Origin of the sequence: Bifidobacterium eulemuris (genome assembly GCF_014898155.1) — a bacterium.
Lineage (GTDB): Bacteria > Actinomycetota > Actinomycetes > Actinomycetales > Bifidobacteriaceae > Bifidobacterium > Bifidobacterium eulemuris.
The window spans coordinates 527424-542782 of sequence record NZ_CP062938.1 but is presented as its reverse complement, the minus strand read 5'-3'; the positions used below and the strand labels follow the sequence as shown (position 1 = coordinate 542782).

Sequence of the window (15359 nt, the reverse complement as noted above, 5' to 3'; positions counted from 1 at the left end):
GGCGGACATGTGCAAAAAATAATGCTCACGTCAAGGTGACATGAGCATTATTCGTTGAGTCAGCCGGCCACGTCAGGAGAGACGGTGCCGGTGCCTTGCCAGCCGGGAACTCTGGTGCTGGAACCACCACCGAAAGAACTTCCTGATGATGATCCGCTGCTCGAACTGGAACTGGATCCTCCGCTGGAGCCGGTACCGGTGTATCCGTAAGTGCCGGTACCGCCTGAATACGAATACGAGGGCGTGTAGGACTGTTGCGCTTGAGCGGCGGCCGCTGCTTCGGCGGCGGCTTGGGCGTCGGCCTCGCTCTTTGCCGTGACGGAATCGTTCACCGTCTGCATCGCGGCCTCCAGCTTCGCGCGCGACTCGTCGTATATGGTCGGATCGTCGCCGTCGATGGCGGATGCCTCGTCGATGGCCGTGGTCAACGATTCGCGGGTCGCATTGTCGGCCACGTTGCCGTCACTCGACGTGAGCAGCGCCCGCGCCTCATTGATTTTTGAATTGAGCGCGTCCTTCGCGGTCTGGAGCGTCTTCGTATCTCGTGAATCGGTGACGGACTTTATGACGGCGGTCAGACTCTTGGTATGCGTCCGATACCAGGTCGTCGCCTCGTCCATATCGTCGGTTGCGGCGGTCAGACCCGCCGTGTCTTCGGCCTCGCATTCCGCGTGGTCGGGAGCCTGTTCGTCCATCGCTTCGGTCAGTGCGTCCAGCGTGTCCGGGTCAGCCACCATGTCAGTGGTGATCGCGGCCGCGTCCGCCGCGTCGCCTTCCAGCAAAGCGGCATATGACTGTTTCGCCTCGCTCACGGTTTCGCTCGCGGTCGCACACGCGGTTTTGGCCGCGTCCAATCGTGCGTTCGACCACGCCAGCCATCCGATCGCGCCGCCGACGGCGAGGACGATGACCGCCACAATCACAGCGAACGCGATCATCCTTTTGCGCTTCCGCTTCGAGTGTTCCGATTTGTCCGCGTCAGCGTTGGCCAACGCCTCGGCCTCGGCTGTGACCTCATCAACCTGATCGTGCGCGATGAGGCCGGCGGTCATATCCTCAACCGTCGATTCGGGCCTATCGTTCGTGCTCTTGTTCGTGTTCTCCGACATGATTCACTCCTTATATATATGCACCTTATCCATATGGACGGAGATGCGGGCTTCGACTTCCTGATTTCTTGAAATAATGACCGCTGGATTTCAAGCATTCATTAATGACTGCCTGCGTCCTCTATGCGTGGATCTCATACCTGCTCCTTTCCGCTTCCGTTTCGGCCAAACCGATACTGGTCATATCGGCATCCTCGCGTCCCGCGCGCACCCCGTCATGGCTGACCGTCAACGCCGGGCACTGCATGGTTTTGAGATCATGGCCGGCCATATAGTCCGAGATGGCGTTGCGGTGGGAAAGCATGAGATCGCTGCCCACGGATTCCATATCTCGGCCGAGCGCGGCGAAACGGGCTTCGATGCGCTGGCAGAAACCGAGGTAGAAGCCGTTGCGGAACGGGGCTTCGGCGCAGCGCTCCCGAGCGTAACGTGCGGGAGACGCCCCCATGCGTTCCATAAGCGCCAAATGGGATGGAGACAGCTCCTTCTCGATGTTCGCCGCGATGCGCGCGCGTTCCCGGCTGAGCGCGATACGCCAATGCGCCGCACGGCGCAGCTCCATGCTCTGCCAGAGCAGCACGGACTTCTCGATGTTCCCGGGCGTCCCGACGAACGTGACGCTCGTGATCACATCGCGATGATTACGCGACGTGTAGGCCGAACAGAACGCATCGCATTGGTTCGCCTCCGCGATGATCTTCGCCAAAGCGGCCTTGTACCGATTGACCGGACTCGCATCGACCGGCACGCACTTCTCGCTGATCCGCTCCACCGGCTCACCGACATGCCGCAGACGCCACGACTCGATGGCATGCTCCTGCATCAGCTTCTGAGCGCGCTCGTAGGCCACTTCGGCCTCGCTGTCACTGCTGGCGGGATCCTCCGCCAAAGCAAGCAAACGACGCACGCGCTCCAGCATCCGCTCGAAACGATCATCACTCATGATCGCCTCCCAACCACTGTTCGAGGGCATCCACCAGGCATTCCTCCATACTCCTGCCTCGTGAGACGGCTTCGGTCTTAAACCGCATCTTGAGGTCGGACGGGACCCTGAGACTCAACATGACCTTGTCTCCATGCGACTGCTGGCCGGAGCCTCCGAAGGCGGCCCCGATGGACGCGCGGTCACGTCGCAAAGGCGAGTAATTGCCCTTCATCGCAACTCCTTATCAATCTCGGTGAGCAGGTCGCGGTACTCGTAGAGCTTGTCGCCGGGATTCGAGCCGAGTCCCTTCTTGATCTCCTGGCGGAAACGGATGACGGTCTCGAAACGGGGCGAGTCCGATTCCTCCAACGCGTCCATCGTGTCCCGGAAGGCGCGGGTGTTGCATTGCGCGCGCACGACCAGCACGGATGCCGGAGTGTTCTTCAACACCTCATCCAATGTCGCCCACGCCTGCTGCAAGTCCATCGGACTGTCCGATGTCGGCACGATCACGAAATCGACTGACCTCACCGCAGCCTCCAGCAACTTGCCCTGGGGAGGGCAATCGATGATGGACCACCGGCCGTCATCGACCGACGCCGAAGCGAGACGACGCATGGTGCTCAGATTCGCGGGCAGCACCTGATACGGCAGCGGGTCGCCCGCGTCGGCCGCTGCGTCCGCCCACAGACTCGCCGACGATTGCGGATCCGCGTCCCACACCTCGACAAGACCGCCCCGATGGGCGATCGTGGAAGCCAGATAAATCGCGGTCGTGGTCTTCGCCACACCGCCCTTCGCGTTCGCGATAGCGATTCTCATGTTCTCCTGCTTTCTTGAAAGTCTGAATGTCTGCATTCCTGCTTGCTTGATTGCCTGCTGTCAGTCGAACAGCGCGGATTGTCCGACGCCGGGGGAGACCCTGGGAAGCGTCTTGATCCGTGGCCGCGATGTTCTACGCCGCCGATTGGTCCGCTGCTCGTTCTCCTGACGGCGCGCCTGATCTTCGGCATGAGGATGCGAGGCGAGCCATCGCATCAGCAGCACGTATCGTTGCTTGGCCGGCAGGTCATTATCCTGCAAGGGCACGCCGGCCTTCTCGGCCAGATGCGCGATACGCTTGCGCGTCGTCCAGGACAATCCGCCCTTGAGTGTGGACCTTTCCCGCTGCACGATTGCCGAAGCCAGGCACTCGATGCGGACCGGGCACTCGCGGCAGACCATAGCGCCGAAGCGCATGGCCTCGCGCCGGGCCTGCTGATCCGCCTCGTCGTCCAATCCCCAAACCAAATCGGCCCAATTCGCCGGGAAGCCCTCGCATTCCGGCCGCCGGTTCCGACCACCCAACAGCGGAGCCGTCCGCACGAACCGCATGGTGTCATCAATCGTCTCGCTCATGACATCACCCCCACTCGTTCGCGCGCGCCGGCGAACATATGCCCACCGTTCAGCTTGCGTTGGCGGGCGAGTTCCGTCATGTCCCGCTCGTGTCGTTCGCGCTCCTCACGCAGCAGGTCGGCGAGACGGGCCACGATCGCCGCGTCGTCGTCGCCCGCGTCCAGCCATGCGAGGACCTGATCAGCGTGGGCGTGGCGTCGGGTCGAGTCAGGGTCGGCATCGACGGCGCGACCGCAGTCAAGCAGCCGGCGCACATGCACGCAGCCGGTGGCGTGGAGGTGCTGGGCGTCCGGCTCCTCGGCGGGCCTGACCGATGTGTGGCGTGCGACGGCGCGCTGCTCGATGGCACGGTCGTCCTCAAGCTCGTCCCACAATCGAGCCAATTGACGGCCGGTGCGGATCCGCCTGGCCCACCAATCACGGCCGATGGCCCATTCCAATGTGGCGACGATCAGGCCGAAAGCATCCAGCGGAGCGTGCAGGGCTTGCAAGCGACGGTGCAGGGCGAGGACGGCCTTGCGGTCGCGGCCGGTCGGCTCGGGCGTGGTCAGTCCCGCGTCGGCGCGGATACCGCGCAGCTTGCGCAGCAGGTCGTCGGCGACGACACCGGACTCGGCAAGACCACTGGTTGCGTCCGGTCCGTCCTCGATTTCGGCGAGGTATTCCTGCCATCCATCGTCATCATCACCGTCGGTCTCCCCGTCGGGGAGATGCCACGTAGTGGCAGAGGGGAGAGGTTTACTTGGAGGGTTAGCCTGTTGGGTTTCTTCCTTTATATACAGCACTGTACGTGGTGCAGAGCTGGCACTGTACGTGGTACAGGACTGGGTCTGTACCTCATGCAGTGCTGGAGTATGGGTGTCCTCCTCTTCTTTTTCCAGCACTGTACGTGGTGTAGAGCTGGGGAATGGCTTATTTTCGCGGTTCTCCGACTTTGCGTCGGGATCAAGCTCCCTGGCTTCGTCGTTATCGGGCAGTCGAGCAGCATCCGGGTCAGGCTGGACACTCATTGTGGTGGAATCGTACTCGCTGGCATGGGTGTTTTCGATCCATGCCAGGGTGGTCGGATCGGAGCCAACATTAAGGTCCCACACGACCTGACAGTACTGGGGCAGTCGGTCGCGTCCGCCTTTGCCGATGCGCGCGTATCGTTGGTCGCCTTTGCGGATGAATCCACGCTCCTGGAGGAGGCGTAGGCTTTTCCGCACGCTCGACTCGGAAAACTCAGTCACCTTCGCGATCGTGTCAATCTTGGGAAACGCGCCGGTCCCGTCGTCAGAGGCGCGGTCGGCCAGATAGATGAGTACGGCCTTGGCGGCCGCGTTGCCCACATGGCACTTGTACGCCCAGCTCAACGCAATATTGCTCATGATCGCCTCCTCTTGGCGGCAATCATGACGGAGGCACGCAACCGGTCCCGTTCGAGTGGCACACGAGGCAAAGGCATGCCAATCATTGTGGACACGTACAGATCCTGCGAGCCGTCCGACGGACTACGCAATATCAACAGTCGGTCGGCCCTCTTCAACGTCAGCGGTTTCACTTCGCCACCTCCGCTAGCTGCTTCTGCAAATCATCGACGCAATGCTCAAGCCGGTTCACACGGCTAAGATGCGCCTCGAACACATGCATCGGCACGAAACCATCATCGGAATGAGCCGGCAGCGGCTCGCCATCGTCCAGACGCATGTCGCAATCGGATTCGAGATCGGCGCTATCGCCGGCGCGAACCGATGTCATGATGTCGGGGTCCTGACGCCATCGGGCGATGCAGCGTTCGATGCGCTTGTAGCCGATAATCGAAGGATCCAAACCGGCATCACGGAAAATGGCGGTGGGATGATCGCCGAGGATATAACGACGCATGCAGTCAAGCTGGAAAGCGCGAGAATACCTGATTTTGGTGGCGGTCACCGATTCCACAGCCGACAGCCTCCGCAGGTACCGCAGCTGCCGCGCATCGAATTCTTTCCTGCTCATTGACGGTCCTCCTCGTCTTCATGACGAAAAACAGCGCGGTCGATTTCATCGCCCCTCTTCGCTGATTGACATAAGGCGAGATTGAAAAGCTGGCCGATGACGATGATCGTGACCCCTGTTAAAATCCAAACCATCTCACGCCTCCACCGGATGCGACGACACCACGCGGGGTTCGCGATGCGTCATGGCCTCGAACTCCTCATCCGAGGGCAGCAACAGCACCTGGACGAAAGCCAGGACGGTAGCGGCAGCCAGCCACCAGAACGATTCGGACAGACAGATCGTAAGACACACGATCAAAGCGGGAACCGTGAACGCGACGCACTTCGTTTTCATCGCCGACCTCCGTTCGCTGGATGCGAGAACATGCAGGCCGCCCGATCGGGGAACGCATCGCGACCATGGCGAGAAAAAACAATTGTCCGCCCAAAACGGAAAACAGTGCTTTTAAAATGGAAAACAGCAGATAGCGCAGGACAAGCGCATGGGCGGTTGGTAAAGTCGAACATGTGTGATGACACTCCTTCGCAATGCAGAGCCGTAAAGGTCATCGAATCTGGCAGGATGGGAGACCTCAAGGCTCGGATTGTTATTACACAGCCGGTTCCGGTGCTCCAACACCGGGCCGGCATTCTTATTAATAGGTAAACAGAGGAATTCGTTAGTGGTTGGTCAGGCACCTCTCAATCTCGTTATGTGAGGCCGAAGCCAACACCCGTTCAACATCATCGGCATCGACCTCCTGGATGAAGTCGTATGTCAAACCCAGTTCCTTACGCAGCAGCACGTAATCGCGGTTCTGCCACTCGACGCGACGATTGACCTTGTCGCAGACAGTGGAAGTCGCCTGACCAAGCAACGCAGCCAGCTCACGATAGGAGGTGCCTGTTGTAAGACACCACCTCTTCATGGGGGACAGGGGCGATTTACTTTGCGTTTGTAAAGTCATACCTGACAGAATAGCATTCGATTTGACCGAACGCAAATTGAATGAGTACTATTGCATCATTCTTCTTGACAAACGGAATGAGGCGCGATGAGTACTCCATATGAACTGCTGCTGCAAACAGACGAAAACGATGACTCATATTTGGATCTGGTCATTGCTTACAACGCTTCCTTGTTTCTAGGTGGGAAGCCTAAAAGCTCACTAGGGGAGCCGTTAAAACTGACTCGTCAGTCCATACAGGGCAAGATGTCTGGGGTAATTCCGTGGCGGGCAATCGATATACAACGACTAGCCAATTACTTTGGCACTACTCCAGCTGCGATGGTGGATGACGGCACGTTTAAGAGGATGAGGGAACTTAGAAGTCATGAAGATGCATCTTTGGTTGCATCCAGCACGGTGAGGTTTCTTGTCGAGCCGACTGATCCGCAGGATGATGGACGACGGAAGCGTGGAATCAAAAACGTCCGGCCACGATGCTTCGTGATGCCGGACGATTGGGTGGTGCCCCCGGTGGGACTCGAACCCACACTGCGCAGATTTTGAGGCTGCTTCCTCTACCAATTGGGATACAGGGGCGTATCACACACGAATGGAAAGCATACACCATATCGCCGGATGACAAAACCGGCAGCGTCGTCACGCGCGTCGCGAATCGCCCCGCGAAAACCGCGCGGGTCCCGCCTTGCGCGAATTACAATGGGACGCAGGTATGTGAGCCAGAAGGAGGCAACATGAGTAACGATACCTATCGCAGATTCGATCCGTGGCGTCCGTCGCCGGTTAAGGAGATCTCGCGCAAGCAGATCATCGAGACCCATTATTTCGACGTGGACCATGTCACCTACGAATCCAACCAGATAGGCTCCTTCGAACGGTATTTCATCCGCGAGAACAACGGCGAGACCGTGGCCGTGGTCGCGCTTACGGAGGATGGGATGATTCCGCTGGTGGAACAATACCGTCTTGCGAACCATCGCTGGACGTTGGAGATCCCCGCCGGACACGCCAACATGCCGAGCGAACGGCCGATGGAGGTCGCCGCGCGCAAGCTGGCGGAGGAGGCAGGATACGAGGCCGGCAGGCTCACGCAGTTCGCCCGCTTCATGAACACGCCCGGCTATTCCACGCAGCATACGTCGGTGTTTTTCGCCACCGACCTCAAGCCTGCCCCGCGCGCGGAGATCGGACCGGAAACCCCCCGCTCGGATGTGCGTCTGCTCAGCATCGACGACGCCTATCAGATGGTGATCAACGGCACCATCGCCGACGCCAAGTCCGTGGTAGCGATCATGCGGCTGAAGCTGGGGATCATCGACCATCTGGACGACTAGCTCCGTTCGCTCGCGACACAGAGACGGCGAGTACAGCACAGTTGGTATCATCATGCAAGTACTGATTTGGAAAGGGTAAGGTATGACCGCAGGGAAGAAGTCTGACGACGCGAATATGGCACTGGACGAGGTGTTGACCAGCGAGGAGCTTCAGGAGGCCGCTCGTCAGGAGAACGAGCCTGTCGTCGCAACCGGCAGCGGCGCTCATACCGTGGTGGTGGCCGAGGATGAGGCCGTGAACCGTATGGATTTGGTCGCCATGCTCGAGGACAACGGCTACGAGGTCGTCGGCCAGGCCGCCAACGGTGAGGAGGCCGTCGAACTGACGCGCAAATTCCGCCCGGATGTGGTGTGCATGGATGTGAAGATGCCCCGTATGGACGGTATCGCCGCCGCAGGCGTGATCTGCGACGAGAACATCGCCCCCGTGGTGATGCTGACCGCGTTCTCCCAGACCGATCTGGTGAAGAAGGCCACCGGCGCCGGCGCCATGGCCTACGTGACCAAGCCGTATGAGGAATCCAAGCTGCTTCCCGCCATGGAGGTCGCCATCGGCCGCTTCGCCGAGATCAACGACCTGCTCGACAACGTCGAGCGCGGGGAACGCCAGCTCAAGGAGGCCGAGCAGCAGCTGCGCGAGGTCGAGGAGAAACTGAAGAAGGCCGAGGACACGCTGGAGGAGCGCAAGCTCGTCGACCGTGCCAAGGGCCTGCTGATGGACAAGGCCGACTTCTCCGAGCAGGGCGCTTTCCGTTGGATTCAGAAGACCTCCATGGACCAGCGCATCCCGAAGAAGCGTCTCGCCCAGGCCATCATCGCCAAGTACGGCGATCCCAAGCCGGCAGACGAGGATGAGCGCTGATTTGACGATCCCCGACGGCGAATACCGGGGCACGCTGCTTGTCGTAGACGGTCATTCCCTGGCATTCCGCGCCTTCTACGGTCTGCCTGCGGAGAACTTCACCACCGACGCGGGCCAGCCGACCAATGCGGTATGGGGTTTCGCGACCATGCTCTCCCAGGTGGTCGAGGCCGAAAAGCCCGACCATCTGGCCGTCGCCTTCGATGTGAAGGGCGGCACGTTCCGCAACGACATGCTGCCCCAATACAAAGGCACGCGCGAGGCCGCTCCCGAGGAACTGCTCAGCCAGCTGCCGCTGATCCAACGCATGCTCACCGCGTTGGGCGTCACCTATATCGAACGTCCCGGCTATGAGGGCGATGACGTGATCGGCACGCTCGCCACGATGGGTGAGCGATCCGGATACCGCACGCTGGTGCTCTCCGGCGACCGCGACGCCTTCCAGCTGGTCGACGAGCATATCACCGTGCTGTATCCCGGCCATCATTTCAAAGACCTCAAGCGCATGACGCCCGAGGCCGTGATGGAGAAATACAAGGTGACGCCGCAGCAGTATCCCGATCTGGCGGCGCTACGCGGCGAAACCGCCGACAACATCCCCGGAGTGCCGGGTGTGGGCGACGGGTTCGCGGCCAAATGGATCAACCAATACGGCTCCCTGGACGAGATCGTCGCGCACGCCGACGAGATCGGCGGCAAGAAGGGCGAGGCCCTGCGCGGCCACCTCGATCAGGTGCTGCTCAACCGCAAGGTGAACGCGCTGGTACGCGACATCGATCTGGGGCTGACCATCGACGACCTGTCTTTCGGTTCCGTCGATGCCGCGCAGGTGGAATCGCTGTTCAAAGAGATGCAGTTCGGCATCCGCACCAAAAACAAGGTGCTGAGAACCTTCAATGGTGGAATCTCCTCGTCATCCGTTTCCGCCGCGCCCGCGGCCGAATCCGACGATGGCCCGAAGCTGCCGCAAGGCACGCGCGTGTCCACGACCGCCGAATTCGACGCATGGGCGAGCGCCCGCGGCATCGACGCGACGGCTCCGGTCGACCCCGACGCCGCAGAATCCGTGGATATCGACCGTCTGGGAGTCCCCGACCTGTCCGCCCGTTGCGACGGCGCGTTGGAGGATTCGTGGACGCTGCATGTCGAAGGCACGGCGAAGCCCGGTGACGTCACGGCTGAAACACTGCTGCTGATGCGCGGCGACCAGGCCGCGATCATCGATTTGCCCTGCGATGGCGAGCTGCGCGTCCATATCCAGCACCTGCTCGACGCGACGCACGCCCGCACAGTGGTGCACGGCTTCAAAGAGCAGCTGCATCTGCTGCATGCGGCGGGACTGACTCTTGACGACCCGCTGTTGGACACCAAACTCGCCGGATATCTCATCGTTCCCGACTTCCACGCCGACACGCTGGAACATGCCGCCGCGCGCTTCCTCGACTTCACCGTGGAGCAGCACGAGGAGGCCACCCAAGGCGAGTTGGATTTCGGCGATGATCCAAGCACGGACGAGTCGCATTCCGACGATCGTCTGCTCACCCATCTCGCGCTGGTACGCGACCTGGCGGCCACCTTGGCTCCTCGTTTGGACGAGCGCGAGCAGTACGGGCTGATGGAGGCGTTGGAGATTCCCGTCTCTCGTGTGCTGCAGCGTATGGAGGAACTCGGCGCCACCGTCGATACCGCCCGCCTGACCGGCATGCACGAGCAGTTCTCGGCCGAAGCGAATCAGGCGCAGGAGATCGCGTGGGACTGCGCCGGCACACGGGTGAATCTGCAAAGCCCCAAACAGCTGGCGAAGGTGCTGTACGAGGATTTGGACTTGAAGCCCACCAAACGCACCAAATCCGGCTCGTACACGACCAACGCGGCCGTACTGCAGGAACTGTACGTCAAATCCGCAAGCGAAGGCGACGAACGGGCCAGCGGATTCCTCGGCGCGCTGCTGCGGCATCGCGAAACCAACAAGCTCAAGCAGATCGTCGCCACGCTGATCGACGCGACGAACCGCAAGGACGGACGTATCCACACCACTTTCGAACAGACCGTGGCCGCGACGGGCCGGTTGAGCTCCGTGGATCCGAATCTGCAGAACATCCCCAACCGCAACGCCGCAGGCCGTGAAATCCGTTCCGCCTTCGTACCCGGCGAAGGCTACGAATCGCTGATGAGCTGCGACTATTCGCAGGTCGAGCTGCGCATCATGGCGCATCTTTCCGGCGACGAGGCGCTGATCGAGGCGTTCAGATCCGGCGCGGACTTCCACAAGTACGTGGCCAGCCTCGTCTACGCGGTGCCGATGGAATCGATCACCGCCGACCAGCGCAGCCACGTGAAGGCGATGAGTTACGGTCTGGCCTACGGTCTGAGCACCTACGGCCTCTCCCAGCAGCTGCACATCCGCCCCAGCGAGGCGGACGTGCTGAAGGAGAAGTATTTCGCGACCTTCGGCAAAGTGCACGACTATCTGGAATCCCTAGTGGAGACCGCGCGCGACAAAGGCTATACGGAGACGATGTTCGGCCGCAGGCGCTATTTCCCCGCGCTGACCGCCCTGAACCGCAACGCTCGCGAGGCCGCCGAGCGCGCCGCCCTGAACGCGCCCATCCAAGGCTCCGCCGCGGACATCATGAAAATCGCCATGATCCGCGCCGACCACGCCTTGCATGAGCACAACCTCGCCAGCCGCGTCATCCTGCAGATCCACGACGAACTTGTGGTGGAGATCGCCCCCGGGGAAAGCGAACAGGTCTCCCGCCTGATCAGCGACGCGATGGAACATGCGGTGGAACTGTCGGTGCCATTGGACGTTTCGACGGGCGTCGGCGCCGACTGGCAGCTCGCCGCGCACTGACGATCGTCGCCTATGGCGGGCGGACCTAAGGATGGGCCCGCCCGCCACAGGCGACATACGCACACTCGAGAAGGAGGACATATGCCGAATCTCAAGCAAGTCGTCGATGTGCTGGAAACGCTCTACCCATTGCGTTACGCCGAGGAATGGGACGAGCCCGGCCTGATTGTGGGCGATCTGACGCGCGAGGTGCGTCGCGTCGCGTTCGCCGCCGACCCCACTTGGGCCATCGTCGAGCAGGCCGTCGACTGGCGGGCCGACCTGCTGATCACCCACCATCCGCTGTTCTTCCGTTCGGTGCATGAGGTGTCAGGACTGGGATTCCGCGGCGAGATCGTACGTACGCTGAACACCAACGGCTGCGCGCTGTGGGTGGGGCACACCAACGCCGATGCCGCCCATCGCGGCGTGGGACAGGCCGCCGCCGACCTGTTCGGTCTGGTCGATCAGCGTCCGTTGACGCCCATCGACGATCCGGCGGCCGAACATCCGGTCGGGTTGGGGCGCATCGGCCGCCTGCCTGAACCGACGACGCTGCATGATTTCGCGCAACGGGTGTTCGACGCGCTGCCCATGCGTACCGCCTACGGCATCCAAATCTGCGGCGATGACGATGCGCCCGTGAACACCGTGGCCGTGCTGCCCGGCTCCGGCGACTCGCTGTTCGACGAGGTGCGCGCTTCGGGCGTGGACGTGTACGTGACCAGCGACCTTCGTCACCATCCGGTCACCGACGCCATCGAACAGGCGCGCTACGAGGCCCGCATGCGCGGGAGGGGCGTCGCCTTGGGGCGGGGTGACGAGGGCGTGCGTCCGATGTTCATCAACACCCCGCATGCGGCCATCGAATCGATGTGGTTCCATTACGCGATCGAAGACGTGCCCGCGGCCGTCGCACAGGCGACGGGGGAGCGAATCGAAACCAACTGGCTGCGGGACAACACCGACCCGTGGACCCGCGTCATCACTACGGACGGCGGCGCGCTGGGCTAGAGACCGGGAAAAGGAGGAATCATGACGACAGCGACGAACGACGACCCCAACCGTGCGGAACGGACGGCCGGCGGGGGAGTGCTCGACGGCATCGACATGACGATTCCCGCGGTGGTGGAATCCAGCGAAACTGTCTACCGCGGCGCCGTGTTCCGCATCGACGATATGACCATCGCATTGACCGACCGGCGCGGCGAACGTCATACGATCCGCCGTCAGGTGATGCGGCACGCGCCCTGCGTGGTCCTGCTGGTGCATGACCTCGCCACCGACCGCTATCTGCTCGAACGCGAATACCGCGCGGGCAGCGACCTGTTCGCCTACGGACTGCCCGCGGGACTGATGGACGGCGACGAGGATCCGATGGCCGCGGCGATGCGCGAACTCGCAGAAGAGACCGGCGTGGTACCGGACGAGCGCGAACTGCGCGTCGACCGCGTGGGCGCGTTCTACTCGTCCGAAGGCATGGCCGACGAACTGGCCCACATCATGGTGCTCCATCTGGGCGCATGGCGTCAGGAGGAACGGCATTTCGACGGCGACGAATACGTGGAATCGTCCTGGGTGAGCTGGCAGGAGCTGCTCGTCACACGCGTCACCTCATCCAATGGTATGATCGCCATCCAACACGAAGCCCTACGACGGCTGCGCGACGCTTCATACGACACCCGCAACATTCCCGAACGGCCGCGCTCGGCCGAGGAAGGTGCGATACTGGAATAATGCAAATCAGACCCGGCTCCATGTATCCGCTCGGCGCCAGCTACGACGGCGCCGGAGTGAACTTCGCCCTGTTCTCCCAGGTCGCGCAGAAAGTCGAACTCTGTCTGTTCGACGAGCACGACAACGAGACCCGCATCGAGATGACCGAGCAGAACTCGTACGTCTGGCACAACTATCTTCCCGGCATCCAGCCGGGCCAGCGCTACGGCTACCGCGTCTACGGACCCTACGATCCCGCCCACGGACACCGGTGCAACCCGAACAAACTGCTGCTCGACCCCTATGCGAAGGCCATCGAAGGCAATATCGACGGCCATGAAAGCCTGTTCTCCTACGACTTCTCCAATCCGGACAACGACGCTCTGATGAACACCATGGACTCCACCGCGCATACGATGAAGTCCGTGGTCGTCAACCCCTACTTCGATTGGGGCAACGACCAGCATCCCGGCATCCCCTACCACGATTCCGTGATCTACGAGGCGCATGTGCGAGGCCTGACCAACCTCAACCGCGACGTGCCGCCGGACATCCGCGGCACCTACGCCGGCCTCGCCTACCCGTCCGTCATCGAATACTTCAAACGACTGGGCGTCACCACCATCGAACTCATGCCCATCCACCAGTTCGTCAACGACTCCTTCCTGCAGGAGAAGGGCCTGAGCAACTACTGGGGATACAACACCATCGGATTCTTCGCCCCGCACAACACCTACTCCAGCTCCGGGCAGCGCGGCGAGCAGGTCAACGAGTTCAAATCCATGGTCAAGGCCTACCATCGCGCCGGCATGGAGGTCATCCTCGACGTGGTGTACAACCACACCGCCGAAGGCAACCATATGGGGCCCACGTTGAGCTTCCGCGGCATCGACAACTCGGCCTACTACCGTCTCGTCGAAGGCGACCAGCGCCACTACTTCGACACGACCGGCACCGGCAACTCGCTGCTCATGCGCTCGCCGCATGCCCTGCAGCTCATCACCGACTCCCTGCGCTACTGGGTGACGGAAATGCATGTGGACGGCTTCCGCTTCGATCTGGCCGCCACGCTCGCCCGCCAGTTCCAGGAGGTCGACAAGCTCTCCGCCTTCTTCGACATCGTCGAGCAGGATCCGGTTTTAAGCCGCGTCAAACTCATCGCCGAACCGTGGGATCTGGGATCCGGCGGCTATCAGGTGGGCGGATTCCCCTCCAGCTGGTCGGAGTGGAACGGACGCTACCGCGACACCGTGCGCGACTTCTGGCGCTCGCAGCCCTCCACCCTGCCCGAGTTCGCCAGCCGTCTGATGGGCAGCTCCGACCTGTACCAGATGAACGGACGCCGCCCGGTCGCGTCGGTGAACTTCATCACCGCGCACGACGGCTTCACCATGAACGATCTGGTGAGCTACAACGACAAGCACAATATGGCCAACGGCGAAGGCAACCGCGACGGCGAAAGCAACAACCGCTCGTGGAACTGCGGCGTCGAAGGCCCCACCAGCATCCACGACGTGAACGAGCTGCGCGCCCGCCAGATGCGCAACATGTTCTCCACCCTGCTGTTCAGTCAGGGCATTCCCATGATCTGCGGCGGCGACGAGGTGGCCCGCACCCAGCAGGGCAACAACAACGCCTACTGCCAGGACAATGAGATCTCGTGGACCGACTGGAACGTCACGGAAGACAAGAAGGACCTCTTCGACTTCGTCTCGAAACTGATCCATCTGCGCCTCGACCATCCCGTGTTGCACCGCCGGCGCTTCTTCACCGGACGCGAACCGGGCGACGACTCGAACATGATTCCGCAGGTCGAATGGTTCGACCACACTGGCTCCATCATGGATTTGGCCGATTGGCAGAACACGCATGCGCTGTCGATGATGATCTACCTCAACGGTTCGGACATCCCCGAAACCGACTGGTACGGCAATCGGATGGTCGACAACGACTTCATCCTCATCTTCAACGCGCACTACGAACCGATCCAGTTCACCCTGCCGGATGAACGCTACGGGCGCAAATGGAAGCTGATCGTCGACACCCACAATCCCAAGGGGCCGGAACTCAACTACGAGGCCGGGTTCGCGATCACCGCGCAGTCGCGCACCTTCCTGATGCTCATGGGCAGCAAAAAGCCCGAGCAAAAGCAGGACTACTGATTCTGCCGTTGTGATACAAGAAGCCTCGAACCGAGCGATGCTTTGGTCCGGGGCTTTGTCCGTTTTGTGCTATGCGGGTCTCCAGCGA

14 protein-coding genes and 1 tRNA gene are annotated in these 15359 nt (G+C 61.5%); 6 read left to right on the top strand and 9 right to left on the bottom strand.

The annotated features are described in order from the left end of the window. Positions 1 to 59: 59 nt before the first annotated feature. The 9 genes from BE0216_RS02465 to BE0216_RS02420 all read right to left on the bottom strand — a co-directional run bounded on the left by BE0216_RS02465 (position 60) and on the right by BE0216_RS02420 (position 6940). On the bottom strand, positions 60 to 1109 hold the full coding sequence (locus BE0216_RS02465; RefSeq protein WP_072724099.1) for a hypothetical protein: 1050 nt from the start codon (positions 1107 to 1109) through the stop codon (positions 60 to 62). 121 nt (positions 1110 to 1230) lie between these two features. Next, positions 1231 to 2052, bottom strand: coding sequence for a DUF2786 domain-containing protein (locus BE0216_RS02460; RefSeq protein WP_072724101.1), 822 nt, complete (start codon positions 2050 to 2052; stop codon positions 1231 to 1233). A gap of 210 nt (positions 2053 to 2262) precedes the next feature. Then, positions 2263 to 2856 (bottom strand): ParA family protein, encoded by a 594-nt coding sequence (locus BE0216_RS02450; protein ID WP_072724106.1) that lies wholly within the window; start codon positions 2854 to 2856, stop codon positions 2263 to 2265. 60 nt (positions 2857 to 2916) lie between these two features. Beyond that, the gene (locus tag BE0216_RS02445) at positions 2917 to 3432 is read right to left on the bottom strand and encodes a WhiB family transcriptional regulator (RefSeq protein ID WP_083570119.1); all 516 of its coding nucleotides are present in this window, start codon (positions 3430 to 3432) and stop codon (positions 2917 to 2919) included. Next, positions 3429 to 4802 (bottom strand): helix-turn-helix domain-containing protein, encoded by a 1374-nt coding sequence (locus tag BE0216_RS02440; RefSeq protein ID WP_072724108.1) that lies wholly within the window; start codon positions 4800 to 4802, stop codon positions 3429 to 3431. The genes BE0216_RS02445 and BE0216_RS02440 overlap by 4 nt, the downstream gene beginning before the upstream one ends. Before the next feature lie 169 nt (positions 4803 to 4971). After that, on the bottom strand, positions 4972 to 5412 hold the full coding sequence (locus tag BE0216_RS11935; protein WP_072724111.1) for a hypothetical protein: 441 nt from the start codon (positions 5410 to 5412) through the stop codon (positions 4972 to 4974). 135 nt (positions 5413 to 5547) lie between these two features. After that, a complete protein-coding gene (locus tag BE0216_RS02430; RefSeq protein WP_072724113.1) occupies positions 5548 to 5748 on the bottom strand; it encodes a hypothetical protein in 201 nt (66 codons plus the stop codon). A 325-nt stretch (positions 5749 to 6073) separates the two neighbouring features. Continuing rightward, positions 6074 to 6361 (bottom strand): hypothetical protein, encoded by a 288-nt coding sequence (locus BE0216_RS02425; protein ID WP_072724115.1) that lies wholly within the window; start codon positions 6359 to 6361, stop codon positions 6074 to 6076. Positions 6362 to 6863: 502 nt separating this feature from the next. Beyond that, positions 6864 to 6940 (bottom strand) — tRNA-Leu (locus BE0216_RS02420). 155 nt (positions 6941 to 7095) lie between these two features. Between BE0216_RS02420 and BE0216_RS02415 the strand changes: the two genes are divergently transcribed. From BE0216_RS02415 to glgX, 6 genes are all read left to right on the top strand, one after another. Next, positions 7096 to 7695, top strand: a complete 600-nt coding sequence (locus BE0216_RS02415) for an NUDIX domain-containing protein (protein WP_094636094.1) — start codon at positions 7096 to 7098, stop codon at positions 7693 to 7695. 82 nt (positions 7696 to 7777) lie between these two features. Continuing rightward, on the top strand, positions 7778 to 8557 hold the full coding sequence (locus BE0216_RS02410; RefSeq protein WP_094636095.1) for an ANTAR domain-containing response regulator: 780 nt from the start codon (positions 7778 to 7780) through the stop codon (positions 8555 to 8557). Beyond that, complete coding sequence (gene polA / locus BE0216_RS02405) at positions 8547 to 11414, top strand: DNA polymerase I (protein WP_094636096.1); 2868 nt, start codon at positions 8547 to 8549, stop codon at positions 11412 to 11414. The genes BE0216_RS02410 and polA overlap by 11 nt, the downstream gene beginning before the upstream one ends. Positions 11415 to 11495: 81 nt before the next feature. Beyond that, entirely contained in the window at positions 11496 to 12407 is a 912-nt protein-coding gene (locus tag BE0216_RS02400; protein ID WP_094636097.1) for a Nif3-like dinuclear metal center hexameric protein, read from the top strand. A gap of 96 nt (positions 12408 to 12503) precedes the next feature. After that, entirely contained in the window at positions 12504 to 13130 is a 627-nt protein-coding gene (locus BE0216_RS02395) for an NUDIX hydrolase (RefSeq protein ID WP_226805806.1), read from the top strand. 20 nt (positions 13131 to 13150) lie between these two features. Next, the gene (glgX, locus tag BE0216_RS02390; RefSeq protein WP_169714252.1) at positions 13151 to 15271 is read left to right on the top strand and encodes a glycogen debranching protein GlgX; all 2121 of its coding nucleotides are present in this window, start codon (positions 13151 to 13153) and stop codon (positions 15269 to 15271) included. Positions 15272 to 15359 lie beyond the last annotated feature (88 nt).

Coding starts and splice junctions, on each gene's coding strand:
- BE0216_RS02465 (WP_072724099.1), bottom strand. CDS start 1,109: ATGTCGGAGAACACGAACAAGAGCACGAACGATAGGCCCGAATCGACG.
- BE0216_RS02460 (WP_072724101.1), bottom strand. CDS start 2,052: ATGAGTGATGATCGTTTCGAGCGGATGCTGGAGCGCGTGCGTCGTTTG.
- BE0216_RS02450 (WP_072724106.1), bottom strand. CDS start 2,856: ATGAGAATCGCTATCGCGAACGCGAAGGGCGGTGTGGCGAAGACCACG.
- BE0216_RS02445 (WP_083570119.1), bottom strand. CDS start 3,432: ATGAGCGAGACGATTGATGACACCATGCGGTTCGTGCGGACGGCTCCG.
- BE0216_RS02440 (WP_072724108.1), bottom strand. CDS start 4,802: ATGAGCAATATTGCGTTGAGCTGGGCGTACAAGTGCCATGTGGGCAAC.
- BE0216_RS11935 (WP_072724111.1), bottom strand. CDS start 5,412: ATGAGCAGGAAAGAATTCGATGCGCGGCAGCTGCGGTACCTGCGGAGG.
- BE0216_RS02430 (WP_072724113.1), bottom strand. CDS start 5,748: ATGAAAACGAAGTGCGTCGCGTTCACGGTTCCCGCTTTGATCGTGTGT.
- BE0216_RS02425 (WP_072724115.1), bottom strand. CDS start 6,361: ATGACTTTACAAACGCAAAGTAAATCGCCCCTGTCCCCCATGAAGAGG.
- BE0216_RS02415 (WP_094636094.1), top strand. CDS start 7,096: ATGAGTAACGATACCTATCGCAGATTCGATCCGTGGCGTCCGTCGCCG.
- BE0216_RS02410 (WP_094636095.1), top strand. CDS start 7,778: ATGACCGCAGGGAAGAAGTCTGACGACGCGAATATGGCACTGGACGAG.
- polA (WP_094636096.1), top strand. CDS start 8,547: ATGAGCGCTGATTTGACGATCCCCGACGGCGAATACCGGGGCACGCTG.
- BE0216_RS02400 (WP_094636097.1), top strand. CDS start 11,496: ATGCCGAATCTCAAGCAAGTCGTCGATGTGCTGGAAACGCTCTACCCA.
- BE0216_RS02395 (WP_226805806.1), top strand. CDS start 12,504: ATGACGATTCCCGCGGTGGTGGAATCCAGCGAAACTGTCTACCGCGGC.
- glgX (WP_169714252.1), top strand. CDS start 13,151: ATGTATCCGCTCGGCGCCAGCTACGACGGCGCCGGAGTGAACTTCGCC.